Origin of the sequence: Vibrio sp. 1F169, from assembly GCF_041439605.1 — a bacterium.
Lineage (GTDB): Bacteria > Pseudomonadota > Gammaproteobacteria > Enterobacterales > Vibrionaceae > Vibrio > Vibrio tasmaniensis_A.
This window is the reverse complement of record NZ_JBGOOI010000015.1, coordinates 19460-36886: the sequence shown is the minus strand read 5'-3', so window position 1 is coordinate 36886 and position 17427 is coordinate 19460. Positions and strand designations below refer to the sequence as shown.

At 45.3% G+C, this 17427-nt stretch carries 12 protein-coding genes; 3 read left to right on the top strand and 9 right to left on the bottom strand.

What is annotated here, in order from left to right:
* Positions 1-60: 60 nt before the first annotated feature.
* The 4 genes from csdE to ACED53_RS08665 form a co-directional block, all read right to left on the bottom strand.
* Positions 61-489, bottom strand: a complete 429-nt coding sequence (gene csdE / locus ACED53_RS08680; protein WP_009848361.1) for a cysteine desulfurase sulfur acceptor subunit CsdE — start codon at positions 487-489, stop codon at positions 61-63.
* A gap of 37 nt (positions 490-526) precedes the next feature.
* Positions 527-1336: a tRNA cyclic N6-threonylcarbamoyladenosine(37) synthase TcdA gene (gene tcdA, locus ACED53_RS08675; protein ID WP_017101900.1), complete on the bottom strand. Its 810-nt coding sequence runs from the start codon at positions 1334-1336 to the stop codon at positions 527-529.
* A 113-nt stretch (positions 1337-1449) separates the two neighbouring features.
* Positions 1450-2562 (bottom strand): murein transglycosylase A, encoded by a 1113-nt coding sequence (gene mltA, locus ACED53_RS08670; RefSeq protein ID WP_102580014.1) that lies wholly within the window; start codon positions 2560-2562, stop codon positions 1450-1452.
* 257 nt (positions 2563-2819) lie between these two features.
* A complete protein-coding gene (locus ACED53_RS08665) occupies positions 2820-3293 on the bottom strand; it encodes a DUF2850 domain-containing protein (protein ID WP_029225603.1) in 474 nt (157 codons plus the stop codon).
* A gap of 161 nt (positions 3294-3454) precedes the next feature.
* Between ACED53_RS08665 and argA the strand changes: the two genes are divergently transcribed.
* Together argA and ACED53_RS08655 are read left to right on the top strand one after the other, a co-directional pair.
* The gene (gene argA, locus ACED53_RS08660) at positions 3455-4792 is read left to right on the top strand and encodes an amino-acid N-acetyltransferase (protein WP_009848357.1); all 1338 of its coding nucleotides are present in this window, start codon (positions 3455-3457) and stop codon (positions 4790-4792) included.
* Between the two features lie 278 nt (positions 4793-5070).
* Positions 5071-5262 (top strand): hypothetical protein, encoded by a 192-nt coding sequence (locus ACED53_RS08655; protein ID WP_008223046.1) that lies wholly within the window; start codon positions 5071-5073, stop codon positions 5260-5262.
* A gap of 101 nt (positions 5263-5363) precedes the next feature.
* On the opposite strand, the gene recD is transcribed toward ACED53_RS08655, so the two are convergent.
* From recD to ACED53_RS08630, 5 genes are all read right to left on the bottom strand, one after another.
* On the bottom strand, positions 5364-7589 hold the full coding sequence (gene recD, locus ACED53_RS08650) for an exodeoxyribonuclease V subunit alpha (RefSeq protein WP_017101897.1): 2226 nt from the start codon (positions 7587-7589) through the stop codon (positions 5364-5366).
* Positions 7589-11263: an exodeoxyribonuclease V subunit beta gene (gene recB / locus ACED53_RS08645; RefSeq protein WP_017101896.1), complete on the bottom strand. Its 3675-nt coding sequence runs from the start codon at positions 11261-11263 to the stop codon at positions 7589-7591. Before recB ends, recD begins: the two co-directional genes overlap by 1 nt.
* Before the next feature lie 260 nt (positions 11264-11523).
* A complete protein-coding gene (locus ACED53_RS08640; RefSeq protein ID WP_198926214.1) occupies positions 11524-11685 on the bottom strand; it encodes a hypothetical protein in 162 nt (53 codons plus the stop codon).
* 6 nt (positions 11686-11691) lie between these two features.
* Positions 11692-15168: an exodeoxyribonuclease V subunit gamma gene (gene recC, locus ACED53_RS08635; protein WP_017101894.1), complete on the bottom strand. Its 3477-nt coding sequence runs from the start codon at positions 15166-15168 to the stop codon at positions 11692-11694.
* Positions 15169-15295: 127 nt separating this feature from the next.
* Positions 15296-16246, bottom strand: coding sequence for a TDT family transporter (locus tag ACED53_RS08630; RefSeq protein ID WP_102580015.1), 951 nt, complete (start codon positions 16244-16246; stop codon positions 15296-15298).
* A gap of 206 nt (positions 16247-16452) precedes the next feature.
* On the opposite strand from ACED53_RS08630, the gene ACED53_RS08625 reads away from it, so the two are divergent.
* Positions 16453-17349 carry a LysR family transcriptional regulator gene (locus ACED53_RS08625; RefSeq protein ID WP_017101892.1) on the top strand — a complete coding sequence of 299 codons (897 nt, stop codon included), beginning with the start codon at positions 16453-16455 and terminating at the stop codon, positions 17347-17349.
* Positions 17350-17427: the final 78 nt, after the last annotated feature.

Here is a 17427-nt window from a genome sequence, read left to right as displayed (position 1 = left end):
AAATTATGTAGAGTTGGCGTTTAGCGTCAACCCTTTTTGTTTCTGTGTATCTAAGAAATGTTAAGCACTTAGCTCTTGGATTTGAGCAACAATCGCTTTTAATCCATTGCCGCGAGATGGGCTTAGATGGGTAATTAAACCGATTTGTTCAAAGTATCCATCGATATCGAACGCTTGAATCTGCTCTGATGTTTTTCCATCATACGCAGCCATCACTAATGCAATCAGACCGCGAACGATACGCGCATCAGAATCAGCACAAAAGCGCCAAACACCGTCGATATTTTGAGAAACCAACCACACTTGGCTTTCACAACCAGATACGACAACCTGTTCACTTTTCAGTTCATCAGGCATGCTAGGCAGTTTCTTACCCCACTGAATCACCTGGCGATAACGATCTTCCCAGCCGCTGAAAGTCTGCATTTTTGCGACAATATCATCACTGGTAATTTCTTTGCCGAATGGAAAGCTTGGGAATGTGGTCATTTTAATATCCAGTCGATTGTTAATTGAGAAGAAGACGTTACTTAGCGTGCTTTTGAACGATCTTTTCTACGATACGTGAAACCGCCACAAAACCAAAGGTAGCCGTGACAACCGTTGCTGCACCAAAACCCGTCGCACAATCCATTCGCTTTGGACCTTCTGCGGTTGCTTTCGCAGCACATACACTGCCGTCAGCTTGTGGGTACTTAAGTTGCTCAGTCGAGAACACACAATCGATACCAAACTTACGCGCAGGGTTCTTAGGGAAATTATGATGACGACGCAATGTGTCTTTCAATTTCTTCGCTAACGGATCTTGAATCGTTTTAGTCAGATCAGCCACTTTAATTTGAGTCGGGTCAACTTGCCCACCCGCGCCACCCGTAGTGATCACTTTGATTTTGTTGCTACGGCAATACGCCAACAACGAAGCCTTAGCTTTCATGCTATCAATCGCATCGAGCACAAAGTCGAACTCTTTCGATAGGTATTCAGCCTGATTATCAGGACCAATAAAGTCGTCGATCAGGTTCACTTTACACTCAGGGTTAATCAGCTTAACGCGATCTGCCATCACTTCGATTTTACTCTTACCAACCGTGCCCGACATTGCGTGGATTTGACGGTTAATGTTCGTCACGCACACATCATCCATATCGATCAATGTCAGCTCACCTAAACCAGTACGAGCAAGCGCTTCAACCGCCCATGAACCGACACCGCCAATACCGATCACACACACGTGTGCTGCTCTAAGTATATCTACTTCACTATTGCCATACAGGCGACGAGTGCCACCAAATCGTTGGTCATAGTTTTCTGAAGCTGGAGTGGTCAATTCACGCATTGTTGCCGCCAATTTATTTCTGAGAAAAAGAAAAGAGTGCGTTTTATACGCACTCTTGAATTAAAAGTCTAGGGGATTAGCGATTCGCTTTCAATGCCCCATTTTATTGTTGTTTACTCGACCTTTTCAGGAGGCAAAGCCCAAGGCGCTTCGGTTGCGCTGCCATCTAGACCCAGCTTCCACACCCGACCAAAATGCTTGTAATGACCCGCTTCAGTTCCTGCTCGTGGGCCCATACCATGGTAGAGGTCCAAATGGTTTTGCTTAACCGCACCACCGGTATCTAAAACCAATAGTAGTCTTAGTTGGTGCGCGCCGCTCCAAGTACCATCAGCATTCAGTAACGGAACCTCAGCCAGGATAGGTGTTCCCATTGGTAAGATAGAGCGATCGCCCGCTACCGCCGCCATCGGTAATAGAGGAATGCCAGCGCTACCCATTACGGATAGATCATCTCTCACGCTAAAGAAGACGAAAGATGGGTTTTGCTCAAGCAGTTCTTTTACCACTTCAGGATCGTTTACCAAGACCCACTCTTTGATAGCTTTCAATGACATTTTTTCGCGTGGCACTAAACCTCGCTCGATCAAAACACGGCCAATACTCACGTAAGCTTTATTGTTCTTACCCGCGTATGCAAAATACTGCAGCGTGTCATCATCTCCGAAATGCACAAAGCCGCTGCCCTGTACTTCCATCATAAATGGGTCGATACGGTTTGCTGAATAACCTAACTCAAGACCTTGGCCTTCTAATGCACCGTTGTAGATCTCTTCGCGTGTTGGGCACTCTTTATCACACTCTGGAAGCCCATAAACAGGGAATCGGTATTCTTCGTTTGCTTCATGTCGCAGTTCCATTACAGGAGAAAAGTAACCCGTGAATAAAACATTACCTTGTTTATCACCACCACCTAATTGAGCAGTTTGAACGCCAAAATTCGCTAGCTCGCTTGGCTCTCCACTCAGCACCGCCCATTCATTGAGTTGCTGATAAAGCGGCTCATAGATTTTAGCCATCGAAGGGGATTTAGAAACCACCATCTCAGCTTGCTCTGCAAATGCGGTGAAGTCTCTTGGTTTATTAGATTCAACCAAATCGACCTTATTTAAGGTTCGGGGAAATTCACCGTCAAGGTGTTGTTGGGCAAGATCAGTGGGTTGAGCACAGCCAAATAAGAAAGAGGCAGCAACAAGGGGAAGCCATTTTTTAATCACAAGAGTCATCCTAAATATTCTATGCATCGAGGATGACAAAAACGATCAGATAACACAATCTTAGATTGTAAATGTTTACAATAATACCAATCACAGTAAGTAAGTGTTCAAAAATAGCGTAGGAAAAAATCTTGAGAACAAGGCAGCTCTTCTCGATAAGAAGTTTCGATAAGTAGTTATTCTACAATCAAAAATTCTAACGAAGTTATCGAGGTTTTTAACAAGCTAGGGTGACCAGTTATTTACTACGATTGGTATAAGATAACCTATCGAACTGAGTTATCGATATAACCTTTAAGGCGAAAGACTGGATTATAGTGATTGTCCGATACAAGCATCATTTCTGTCTTATCAGAATTCGTTAGGCGAAAGCGATACGTTTTATTGCCTGCCTTATATTCGAAGTACTTACCATCAAAGTCAAAATGAGTCGATACAACCGAGCCACGTACTGACACACCATTATCATTCAATACAAACTCGTCCGCAGCATAACGAGCGACATCTTGCTCTACCCAAGTGCCATATAGCAGTGTCTCTGGTGTCACCGCATCTTGTACTCGAGAAAACACATCGGCGAACAAGGAAGCGACGGCAAACGAACCCACCAAAGCTAAAACCATTAAACTGCGTTCAATGAGCTTACGTCTCAATTTAGGTTTGTTGCGCTGCTCTGCTCCACTGTAGAGACCTTTTGCGAGCTCATCAATCTTACTCTTTCTTACTGGATTTTTTTGCATTCGTTTACGACTCATAAGGATGCTGTACGCATTGTACACTGAGACAGTTTATAAAACGAAGCCTAGATGAGAATAGTTTGCGCTTCATTCCAAAAAGTTGTTGTTCAGATTTGAATTTAAATGCTAAATTATCGAATAAATAAACAAGGAAGACTTATTCTGTGAAATTAAGAAGTACAGCGCTAGTCAAAGGCTTTAGGCAATCGACCCCTTATGTAAATGCTCACCGTGGTAAAACCATGGTGATTATGTTGGGAGGTGAAGCCGTTGCCGATAGAAACTTTGGCAATATTATTAGTGATATAGCCCTGCTTCATAGCCTTGGGGTTAAGATTGTTCTCGTTCATGGGGCAAGACCACAGATCAACCAACTGTTAGAGAAGCAAGACTGCCATACGCCTTACCATAAAAATATTAGAGTCACAGATGAATATTCTTTAGGTGTTGCAATGCAGGCGGCTGGACAACTGCAACTTGCGATCACCGCTCGCCTTTCAATGAGTTTGAACAACACCCCAATGGCAGGAACTCAACTGAATGTTATGAGTGGTAACTTTATTACCGCTCAACCCTTAGGCGTCGATGATGGTACAGATTACTGCCACAGCGGACGCATTCGTCGAATAGACATCGAAGGGATCAATCGCACCCTTGACCAAGGTTCCATCGTCCTTCTTGGGCCTATTGCCAGTTCAGTCACTGGCGAAAGCTTTAACCTGCTTTCGGAAGAGGTCGCGACACAAGTTGCTATCCGTTTGAAAGCCGACAAACTGATTGGCTTTTGTTCTGAGCAAGGGGTGACTGACGAAAGCGGTAATGTACTCGCCGAACTCTTCCCTAAAGACGCCAAGCAAATTCTTGAACGCTTAACGGAATCCCAGAACCCCGCCGAAGACATGAGCACCGGAACACTGCGCTTCTTGAAAGGAGCGATCTCCGCTTGCCGAGCAGGCGTGCCTCGTTGTCACTTGATCAGCTACAAAGCCGATGGCGCATTGATCCAAGAGCTATTCTCTTTTGATGGTATTGGAACCCAAGTGGTCATGGCGAGTGCCGAACAAGTCAGACAAGCTCAGATTGATGACATCGGTGGTATCTTTGACCTCATTCGCCCTCTTGAAGAACAAGGCATTCTTGTTCGTCGCTCAAGAGAGCAGTTAGAACAAGAAGTCCATCGTTTTACTATCATCGAAAAAGACGGTCTGATCATTGGTTGCGCTGCGCTGTACGCTTATCCAGAAGATCACATGGCAGAGATGGCCTGCGTGGCCATTCACCCAGACTACCGAGATGGAAACCGTGGGCAGTTACTGCTTGATTACATGCGTCATCAGTCCAAATCTCGTGATATCGACCAAATCTTTGTTCTTACCACACACAGCCTTCATTGGTTCCGTGAACAGGGTTTTTACGAGATTACTGTTGATGAATTACCAATGGAAAAACAAGGTCTGTACAACTATCAAAGGAATTCCAAGATCTTAGCGTTAAATGTGTAAATTAAATTTAGATTAAAATCTCACTTTAATAAGGAATCTATTGCAAATGTAATCGTTTCTCATGTGAAATTTATTAAATATGCACTTTCATTCACAGTTATAATTGTATAGAATTTGCACGCTTTATGAATATCGACAAGCGTTTTTATTGGAATGCCGCCGAATGTTTAATCTATGACATTTAGGAGGTCACTGCACGGATTGCTATACCCGTTAACGATCAGCATGCTAGTAGTCAGTCTGCTCGTTAATATAAACAGCAAAAGAGCAACATTGATATGAGAACCATTGTTTGTAACTCGCTGCAAAGTTTTTGGGATATGGCTGATAACCAATTCTTAGAAGGGTTAGACGTACACTGCGTGTTCCCTGTGAGCGAGAACCTAAAAGAGTTTATTTTGAATTGCCAAGCAAAGTACAAAATAAACCATATATCGTTTACTCGAGCGTTTTTAGGCACGGATTCCTAATAACGTTCAGAGCAACCACGGATGGTTGCTTTGTGTATACGATTTACCCTGCTATTTCGTCGTTTTACTTCCAGCAACACCTCCACTAAAACCACTGACCGTCAGTTGGTTAGTCGACTTCCTAAACCACTCACTCGCTCTGTTTTTACCTTAATACCACGCTTCAAGACATTGGTATCACTGAACATCATCAGTCGTTTCTTAGCACGCGTGATACCCGTATAGATAAGTTCTCGCGTTAAAATAGGGCTGAAGTCTGGCGGTAAGATCATTAAGGTCAGATCAAATTCACTGCCCTGAGATTTGTGTATCGTCATTGCATACGCGGTTTCATGATCAGGCACTCGACTTGGTAGTACAGCTTTTACACTGCCATCGGGCAATTCAAAGTACACCTTTAATCGAGGGGCTGAGTTATCATCAATTGAAGAAGAGCTCCTTACATCAGCCTCAAGCATACAGATACCAATATCACCATTGTATAAACCTAAGCCATGATCATTGCGCGTTACCATTACTGGTCGCCCGTGATACCACAATTCATCGTTGTGCGGATTCACCAAGCGTCTTGCGGCAAGTGCCCTTTCGATTCTGTGGTTGAGGCCTTTAACACCAAAGTCACCTTCGCGAATGGAACACAGCAACCGACACTGGCTGAACAAATCGAGAACCGATTTCGCTCTCGCTTCTTGAGTTTCTAGCTCTTCCAATGGCACATTCATTCGGTTCAGATACGCACCATATTCATTAACTAAAGTACGTAGCATCAAGTTATAGCTGTCACTCGACAAGGGATGATTCTCAATATCCGCAAACCCTTTCGCAAACACTTGATCCACCTGATTAGCAGAGCCGTTATTGATCGCCTTTGCCAACTGTCCGATACCTGAACGTGCATCAAAACGGTAACTCTTCTGCAGCATACACAAACTATCTGCAATCGCAGGAGGGTTAACCGATCCTGTTTTGAGCTGCCTTGGTTTAGCTATCGCATCAAAGCCTGTCATTTCCGCAATCAAGTTACCTTGCGCTGTGCTGTAGCCTGTTGAATTAAACGAGCAGATATCACCCAACACGGCACCAGCTTCTACTGAAGCGAGCTGGTCTTTATCACCAAGCAGAATCAACCTTGCGTGTTCAGGGAGTGCATCCACCAGCTTATACATCATGGATAAGTCGACCATCGATGCTTCATCCACCACCAAGATATCAAGGTGAAGTGGATTACGTCGGTTGTGTCTAAACTCCGCTCGATTAGGAATAGCACCGAGCAGTCTGTGCAAGGTACTCGATTCCGTCGGTATGTTGGCCTTCACTTCAGGTGCTAAAGGCAGTTGCTCAATCGCTTTACCAATCGACTCGGTTAAACGTGCTGCCGCTTTACCTGTCGGAGCCACCAGCTTGACCGTCGGTATTTTACCTTGGCTGAGTGATTGCTCGACCATAGCCGATAGTAATTTTGTTACTGTGGTTGTTTTACCGGTACCCGGCCCACCAGAAATCACCGCGAAGCGACGACTTAACGCCACCGCTGCCGCTACTTTTTGCCAGTTCAAACAAACAGATAACGGCACTAGACTATCCAGCACATCTAAATCGGTCACTTGTTTGGCTTGAACAATCGCTTGATCGATAGAACCCCAATCTAGAACCTGCTCATTCACAATATCTAGATGGTCACACACCAGTTGTTGGCGTAATACCTGAGACGTTTGTTGGTTTGCTTCAGCCTTGGCTAAGGCATTAAACAGAAAATGGTAACTGCGTGCGAATAACTGATTCAACGTTTCGGTTAGCGCTTTTTTCTGCTCAATATTGAACTCTACTGGCTTACTTAAACGGTTTAGAGTTTCAGCCAACACAACTTCGTAGTTCCAATAACGCTGTAAGTAGACACGTTGTCCATCAAACATTAGCGGCTTAATGCAGTCATTCGTTGTTCCAACTAGGTTAGATGATTGCAGAACAGTCGCCCAATCAATATCCAACAGTTTTTGGTTCAATTGCAGTGCCGTTTCACCGTACAAACCAAGCAACTGGGCTAGATCTGTCGTTAGTTCAGGGCCTGCCTTATGCTGCTGTATAAGCTGAGTACAAATATGCCCCTTGCCTAATTCATGGCTTACAACGCCAGCTAGAAACCCGATCTCTTGAGAATGACTCGTCGCTTGCTGAGCAATAAAACGAGCAAACTGATAATCCAGCTGACGAATTGAACCTTTGTCCGCTAGGAACTTTAATACATCCATGAGCAGCTCAGGGATAAGTGAAACTGGCTTAACAGAATTCGCTGTTTCTATGGTGGTATTAGTGGTCGTTGTTGTCATTATAGAAGCCCCATCTGTCCAGTTTCATTGTCATTCAATTGTGCTGAACGCCTGTCTATCACTTTACCGTCAATCAATTGATCCATTTCATCGAGCAAAGCCAATGTAGGTTTCGCCGAGAAAATACCTTGTTGAGATTGGCCGTCCATTCCTCTTAAAAACAAGTAATAAATCCCACCAAAATGTTGTTCATAACTGTAATCTGCAACGCGGCTGCGTAAGAAGCGGTGCAGAGCCAACGCGTAGATTTGATATTGCAGATCATAGCGGTGGTCGGCCATCGCCGATTTCAATGCCTCACCATGGTAGACGGCAACATCATCACCTAAATGATTCGATTTCCAGTCGAGCACATAGTATTTACCTTGGTGCTCAAACACTAAATCGATGAAGCCTTTCAGCATGCCTTGCACGGTTTGGAAACCTAAGTCGCCCGCTTTAGCCGATAACGGATCGTGATACTGAATGGTTTGATTCAGCTCAGATGCGGCCAACACTTCGATCGGCAACAAGAACTCCATTTCGACTAAGCGTTGCGTTGAGTCTTTCTCGCTTAGCTTTAAGTTCTTACCATCCAGCGCGGTGTTCAGCACCGTATCGACCAGTTGTTGAAGCACAGGTAACCACTCTAGTTCGTATTGCTCCGACTCTAATAAGTGAGTGATTACTTGCGTGTTATGTTCGCTGGTTGCTGGCTCAGTAAATTCAACATCCTCAAACAAGGTGTGCAAGAAAGTACCAGGGCGAGCGCCACGAGGGAACGTGAATATAGAACGTTCAGGTTCAATCAATTCCGACTCGTCTTGTTCATCTGCCGAGTCAATATCGAAGCCAGACACCTCAATCGTCGCATCATGGTTTGCGCCGTGACTGCCTTGTTTTACAAGCCCCGAGTAACTGGTGATTCGCCAAGCTCGGTCAATTGAAGCTTTAAGTTCACTAGCCTGTAAGTCGTCACTCACTTGCTCTGTTTGCACAAAAACTTGTTCGTGAGCGGTAGGCGTTTCAGACAGCAATACGCTTGAATTCTTACCCTCAATCGCTGACAGAGCTTGATGTAACTCAGCGATGCCTTGCTCTTGTCCATTTTGAACCAAGTAGCCCATGGCACTTAAGTGAACGCCGGTCGGCTCTTTGGTTGAACGCCCTTTACGTAAAGGAGCCATACCAATGAAACAACCGTAAACGGCACGAGTAAGCGCCACGTAAATCAAACGTAAGTCTTCCGCCAATCGCTCTTTGTCGGCTTGCGCTAAGGCACTGTCGCTACCCGTAATATCAAGCACTGTGGTATCTGATTCATGGTCGTAGAACTTACCTTCACTCGCTTCACGATAACTCGCCACGAACGGCAGGAATACTAGGTCATATTCCAAACCTTTCGATTTATGAATAGTGACGATTTGAACTAAGTTTCTCTCTGATTCAAGGCGTTGAATGTCATCTTCACTGCCACCTAAACCATTTTGCGCATCTGATATCGCTTCTGCTAGCCAACGTAACAAACCATAGTCGCTGTCGAGCTCCTGCCTAGCTTGTTGCAACAGTTCGCCAATGTGCATCAAATCAGTGAGTGAGCGCTCACCATTTTCTTCTTCCAGTAAGCGTTCCGCGAGATGTCGTTTACTGATCACGCTGCGAAGCATTGGTAATACGCCACGTTGCAGCCACAACTTACGATATTCTCTAAACTCGTTAACGACGTTTTCCCACACCACTTCATCGTTGTTGAGTTCATCCAATGATGCGGCATCCAGAGCAAACAATTCCGACGCTAAACTGGCACGTAATGCTCGGTCATTTTCAGGTGTCAGCACCGCCTGCAACAAACGTTGAATATCTTGTGCAACCAAGCTGGTGAACACGCTATCTCGGTTAGACAAATACACACTCGCAATGCCTTGTTCCGACAACGCGTTCTTAATCAGGCGACCTTCACTACCGGTTCGAACCAAGACAGCAATATCACCCGCATTCACGGCATGTTGTTTTTTGCCGTTATCAAAATAGGCTTGTTGGTTTTGAGAAGCGGTCAGAATGGTTTGAATTTGACTCGCTGTCGCCTCGGCCATGGCTTTGTGATATTCGCCTTTCGGTAAGGGCTTATCTTCCGCTTCTTGTAGCCAAAAGGTCAGTGCATGCTGGGTTTCTCCGTTCATCACCCATTGGCGTTTGTCAGCCGATGGACTGGCAGCAACGGGTAAGAATGGAATGTCTTGGTCGTAGATAAACGGGCTGTCCGAATTCATAAACACTTGGTTTACTGCACTGACCATATCGGCACTTGAGCGCCAGTTAGTGCCTAAGGTGTAGTGAGCACTAACTTGGTTTCTCGCCTTGATATAGGTAAATATATCTGCGCCACGGAAGCCATAAATAGCCTGCTTCGGGTCACCGATCATAAACAAGCCGCACTGCGGATTATCGAGATAGATTCGGCTAAAAATACTGTATTGCAGCGGATCGGTATCTTGGAATTCATCGATCATCGCCACTGGGTATAAGGTGCGGATTCTCTCCACAAGCAGTGATTGCTCATCCACATCAATGGACGCGGATAACTGGGTCAGCAAATCATCAAATGATAACCACTGCTTCTGCTGCTTAGCCTTGGCTAGCATAGTTCGACAATGAATAATCGCATGCGCCAGCAATGGAGCTTTTAGATCTGCTGGAGAATTTAAGAAGTCCTCAATCGCTTCGAAAACGGCGTGCTGAGGTGCAGTGCCTTTTGGTGTTTTTTCGCTTAGAGTGGCTTGTGAGAACTTCTCTAATTTATCTGGGAACTGGTAATCATGGGTGTCGCTCTGCGCCCATGCCGTGACCGCTTCTAACCAAGTAGGCAAAGACTTCTTAGTGTAGCTGCGCTTGTTCACATCTGAACCTGAAATCAATGCCAAAAAGTCCGCTTCGGATTCGCACCACAACGCCTTAAGTTGCTTCACTTTATCTAGGTTTTGGTTGTGCAGAGTTTGCAGGTCGCCCGACATTGCTTCGACGGTTAGCTTTAGTGGAGAACCCGTCAGATAACGATTTACGTCAGCCAATAGAGAAGCGGGAGAACCCCAGATATTACGAACCTCACCTGCTAATTGAATTGGCAATGGGTAGAACTGTTTGCGCCAATAATCGGCAACCACTTGAGCTTTTAAGTGGCTTTCATCGGTCACAAATTCATTATCAAAGCGGCTTCCAGACTCGAAGGCATTTTGAGTCAACATTCGCTGACAGAAACCGTGAATGGTGTAGACCGCTGCTTCATCCATTTGTCTTTCAGCGTTAAGCAGAGTTTTAGCTGCGCCAGCATGATCATAGATGGCTTGTAACAAAGGAGCAATCACTGGGTCGTCACTTTGCCCACGTGCAAACGCGATACGTGCATCATGGATTCGAGCACGGATACGATCTCGTAGCTCTGCCGTTGCCGCTTCAGTAAAGGTCACAACCAAGATTTGGTCTACGGTTAGCGGCTCATGGTGTCGAGTGGCTTCAGTCAGATCACCTTGTGGAGCGGCCGTACCGTGCCCGAGCAGTAGGCGCAAATACAAGCCAGCAATGGTAAATGTTTTACCCGTACCCGCCGATGCTTCAATTAAACGCGCGCCATGAAGTGGAAACGTCATGGTATCGAGTGTTTTTGGAGCGATTACCTGAACACTGCTTGTGGTCGTCATGCCTTACTGCCTTTTGATAGATGAGTCTGTTAAAAATGTGACTATTGCTATAAATGTGACCTAGCGTGGAAAACGTCATTCAATTTACGTCCTACGCTGATTTGTTAATAGTTAGTGCGATCTCTCTCACGGATCAATTCAGATCGCCTCGCTACTATGCGCCCACGAGTTCAGGGGCGCGTACGAGTTTTGTACTTTACGGCGTTACTTTGAACCACAGAATAATGGTCCCTCTGACCTGTGGCCGTACAGCGAACGCCCTACACTAATAATGATTTACTGGCGGCCACTTTATTTCCTGTACCTTGCTTTTCTTCACCTTGATTCCCTTCATCTTGAAAGCAGGCATCCCAAATGCTTACCAACGACTCTCTTTCGTCTTTCATTAATTCAGCGCACCCGCTATTGATCTTGTCGATCACGGCCACCTACTCCTGATCTTCCAGATCGGCAGCTGCCAACCTTGCCGCCTGTAACACAAGCGTTGAATACATCCGTGACTCAGCAGCCAACTCATCGTCCCATTTAGACCAAATACGTGAGATGTAAGTATCTCTCCCCTCACCCGTAAAGGCGAAGCTGTCATTAAAGGTATCGGCCATTTTCTTGAGCGACTTTTCTTCGTCATCGACCCACTTACCACGGCTAAAGCCAGCCTCTACGCCAGCCAATGCGGTTTTCGGGAAGTAAGGTAGCGGTGCTGTCATGCCTTGATAAAACAGTCGTACTAACTCAGCCAACAAGCTCTTCGCCTGTTGCGCGTCGCCGATAGGTTGTAGCGTTTGGTGAACAACGCCCTCTTTTCTGTCGTAGCCAATAATATGGGTCGTTTTTCCGTGTCCCATCACTGCACAACATAGATGATCAATCCACGCTGCCAAATAATCTTGAGAGCGTATTTTGCCGCTACGGAAACGAACTAGACCTGATTGATAGTTTTGAGTTAACCAACCCATCAAGCGAACAGGCTTACCTTCGCCTAACACATCAAATTCGATATTCACTTCGAGATCTTGTTGCGGTGATCCGCTCACAAATCGAATCTCTTTAGCTAAGTCTTCCGCTTGAACACGGTTGGTTTCAAACTCGATATCACCAAAGGCGCCAACCGGTAATCGGCCCTGTGCTTTTTGCTCAGAGACAAACAGTCGCACTGCTTCGTCTGCGCCTTCAGGGTGGTCTAGCAGCACTTGCAGCAAAGCATCCTTAAGTTGGAAACTCTCTAAACCATTAAGTACAAATGGCTCATCGTCTTCCATCACAGGAAGTGGCGGCTCAAATACCACTTTTAGGCGGCGATTAAAGAAGTACTGCACTGGCAAACGCCAAAAACGCTGTAACTCAACCAAATCGAGTTCTAACGGGTACGTCGCACCCAACAAATAGTCATCCAATGCACGATTGAATTCACCACTGCGTTCACCGGTACGGTTAGCCGCTGGAAGCCACTCTTTGGCGTAACTCAGCACATGGCTCGCATCACCTTGAGTAAACGCAGCAGGGCTGAACGGTGTCATGGTGTGTTCAAAGCTGATCGCTTGAGTCAGCTTGATGCCTGAATCATCACTTGGTAAGGCTTGATCGTCACTCAAACAGTAGTTCTGTTGGCAGTATTCAATCAACTCTGAAACCAATACCGATGGCACTCGCTCAGTATTATCCTTAATCGAACGGCCGACATAGCTGATGTACAAACACTCTTGTGCTGACATCATCGCCTCTAAGAATAGATAGCGGTCATCATCACGGCGAGAACGATCCCCTGGTCGTGTGCGTCCGTTCATTAGATCAAAACCTTCTGGTGGCATTGAGCGAGGGTAAACACCATCGTTCATTCCCAATAGACAAACGGTTTTGAAAGGAATAGAACGCATCGGCATCAAGGTACAAAAGTTAACTTGGCCTGCTAAAAAACGCTGACTAATACGTGCACCCGATAACTTATTATTGAGGTACTGATAGATAATGCTTGGCGACAACTCTTGTTCATACAAGGCATCATCAAGCTGTTCATTCAGTTGCGAAAGCGCATCACGTATCGACTTAAGCACCACCTCGCCTTCCAGTTCAACCGCAAAGAAATCATCAATCATTTGCAGCAAGATTTCACGCCACATATCGATAGATTGAGTTTCAGTTAAGCGTTGACGGTAATGGGCAATACGATCGATAAAGTGAGCTAACTTACCTGCAAGTTCGGCGTTAATGCCTTGAACTTCGTTATAAGCGGCAATTGGAGAGTGTTCAGTTTCAAACAAACCTGCAGAGTCCGACATCGCATATCCTAATAACATGCGCTGAATGCCGAATAGCCAAGTGTTTTGCTCGGTCGCAGGTAGATCAAATTCTGTCGCCGTTGAAGCATCAACACCCCAACGGATACCCGCTTCTTCAACCCATTGCTTGGCTTGCTCGAATTGAAACTCGTCAATACCAAAACGTGACATCATTGCAGGAATTTCTAACAGCTCTAGCAACTCAGAGGCTAAACAACGCGTGTTCGGTAGCGCGACTAACTGCATGAAAGCGGTCAGAATTGGGCTTTCTTGGTCTGCGGTTCTATCAGAAATCGAGTAAGGGATATAACGCTCACCCGGAGCATTACCAAATACCGCCTGAATCGCTGGACTATAAGCATTAATGTCAGACACCATAACGATGATATCGCGTGGTTTCAGAGTCGGGTTGGCATCAAACATCGCCAACAACTGATCATGAAGGACTTCAACCTCACGCATTGGGCTGTGACACGCATGTACGGTCAGAGAGCGATCGCCAAGCTCAACCACCTGTTTATGGTTGCTGGAATCTAAGATGTGGTCGTCTTGATGCTCTTCTAACTGAAGAATATCAGCTTGCAATTGATGCAGCAGGTTATCCCTCTCAACATCAATAAAGAACTCATGCTCTTCGCTGTCTGATTGAGATAGCAAGAACAGGTTATCTCTGCCCAGCTTTCCCATAGACGCAAGTAAACTATTACCCACGGCTTGGCTGGTATGCAGTTCGTCTTCAATATTAGCTTCAATGCCATCTTTCAATGGTGAAGTTTCACCCTCCAATTTAGGTAAACCATCAACCAACGCAAACTGCTTACGACGCTGGGCTTCAACTCTTGCCAAATATTTACGGTCGCGAATATCGCCCCAGTAATGTTGGCAAGGGTTGGTAAACATCAAGTGCACATCAATCTGCTCGCCAAGTGCTTTCAACGCATCCATGTAACGAGGAGGCAGCGAAGAAATACCAAACACAAATAAGCGTTTAGGCAGATGTTGCAGTTGACCTTGTTGCTTGGCTAGCGCTTCAATAAAGTCGTGATACAAGTTGCCACGATGATATTTAGATTGGCCTTGAGACAAGGTTTGCTCATAGAGCACTTGCCACAAAATCGGTTGCCAAGGGTGCTCTTGCTGCCCTTCATCATCGACCAATTCAGCAACGGGCTCTCCCGCTTCCCACATCGCCATCCACTCCGGTCGATACACCAAGTAACCATCGAAGATATCGGCAATTTTCTCTGCCAATTGATACAACTTAGAGTCATCTTCATCATTTTCAAGATAACGTTGCAGAGGCAAGAAATCAGGGTGGTCAAGCTTAACGGGTAGTAAACTCATCAACTTCCACGTCATCGCTTCTTTGTTAAAAGCACTGCGTTTAGGTACATCAGGAAGCACTTGGGTAAACATATCCCAAATGAAGGTTGCTGGAAGTGGGAAATCGATATTTGCTGCTACACCAAACTCTTTGGCGAGTTCCATCTTAAGCCATTGAGACATACCTGGGCTCTGAACCAAGATCTGCTCTTTTTCGAAAGGATTGGCTAAAGGATCACTTTTGATTAAGTGAACGAGAAGGATTTTTAAAGTATCAACTTTATTGGAATGATAAACAGTAAACAAAGTGCACTCACGCTAATCTTGCCACAATATAAAGCCAGATTAGCATAAGTGCCGTGTTTGGATTAGGAATATAAGCTTATGAAATACTGAAAACTTAAGGTCCGTTTATCTTTTGAACTATTGCTTCTTACAATTTACTGCCTACCGCGCTTAGAACACGGTGAGGTTTGTAATTCATGTAATAACGAACCGCCACATAACCCACCACAAACGTTGCCACAATCAATTCTAGATACGCTAGACCGAATACTTGATTTATGTAATGCGCTTCAATACCTTGTGCTTGCATCCAAGCCGCCAATTTGAATAGCGCCGTTGCACCAATCACGATTGGGAAGGTAAACGCCGCATAGCCAGGGCTGAATGGCAGACGAAGTAGTTTGAAAAACGCGATGTAGATAATAAACGTCATCAACACTGCAATGCCAAAGAGTAACCCAATGATCACTGGCGAAGGATTTGCCGTCACCGTTAGGTAGCCAGCTAAAGATAGACTTGCTGGTGCCGCCATAATCGCAATGGTTGGTTTTGCTGCGTCAGGCACTTCATGAGAGAAGATCAAACGGTAGATCATAAGAGGTAGCATTACGGCATAAACCAATAAACCAAAGACTAAAGTCGCGTGAGCAACGGGTTCTAAGATCGGGTTACCTGAAAAAGAAACGTCTGCCACGATAATACCGATTGGTGGCACAAACCAGCTTGGTACCATGTGGTGAATCTCAAAGTTTTTAGCTCTGTGGTATAAGAAGCTCACCAAGAACACGACATGTAACGCTACCGAAGCGAGCCACACAGCTTCTTGTAAGAATTGAGAGATCGGAGCCAACGAAGCAGACACCACCATACAACCCATTGCGAATGTGGGTACAACACTGCCGACAACAGGGTGAGCAAGGTCTTCACGTAATAAGTGGCCGTGAATCAAAAATTTCACAGCTAAAACAAGAAGCAATACAGCCGCAATACCAGCACTGACCCACTGCACCAAACCCGGTGTGTGCAAAATACCTTGTGCGACTAAAACACCATCCCAACACCAGCCTAAACTTGCAATTGCGAGTGCTAACCCTGCCATGGGTGTTGGAGCTCCTGTTAATCTATATTTAATACATTGAATCATGTCAGCCTCTCTTAAACTTAATTCACTAAACTTGTGAACTCATCAGCTTGTTGAAGCCATAATACGCTTGCGCTTCGTTAAACAATATCCAATTATATATAACAAGTGTTCATTAATACTGAACGATACCTTTCCTCCAGCAGCGTAAAACTAGGAACCTGATGGCTAATATTTCAATCAAACAACTCAAAGTGTTTGTCACCATTACCCAACATTCGACGCTTACCGCCGCATCGGAAGCACTGTTTTTGTCTAAGGCTGCTGTCAGCATGGCGCTGGGCGAGATGGAGAAACAATTGGGCCACTCTCTATTTGACCGGGTCAACAACCGATTAATTCTCAATCAAGAAGGACAAAAGCTTCTTCCTTTGGCGGATGAGATATTACATCGTGCTGCTGGTATTGATGTTTTGTTCCGTGACGACCAGCCTTTAAGTGGCAATCTAAAGGTCGGTGCGAGTGACACAATTGGTAATCAGGTTGCACCGTTTATTCTGTCTGGCTTTCGCGAGCTAACTCAGCATCAGGATCAAAGCTTGTTCATTTCAAACAGTGCGCTGATCTGCCAAAAGTTGGTGGATTATGAACTTGATATCGCGCTAATTGAAGGAAAAACATTACACCCTGAACTCATTTCGAGTCAGTTTAGCAGCGATGAAATGTGTATTATTGTTAGTAATCAACATCCTCTCGTTTCAAAAGAAAAAGTGACTTTAAGCGATTTAGAAGATAGTCACTGGATTCTACGTGAATCAGGCTCAGGGACTCGCGAGTTTTTCCTTCGTGCCGTCGCACCGCGTATCGAACATTGGTATGAATCCTTTGAGCTCAACACCACCGAGGCGATCATCAATTCAGTTTCTGCCAATCTTGGATTCGCGTGTTTATCACGGCTGGCTGCGCAACGAGCAATTGACTCAGGCCGAGTGAAAGCACTCGATGTCCCACTCGACATGAAACGTCGATTCTGGATGCTGGTTCACAAAGACAAATACCAGAGCCCACTGCTGAAATCTTTCATGAGTTATTGTGAAGACTGGGCTACACATCAAGATTGAGGCCGCATTGTTAGGGCTCCAACTGGACTTTTAACATCAGAAACTGTATAAAAAGCCAGTGAAATTTTATCAAACTTA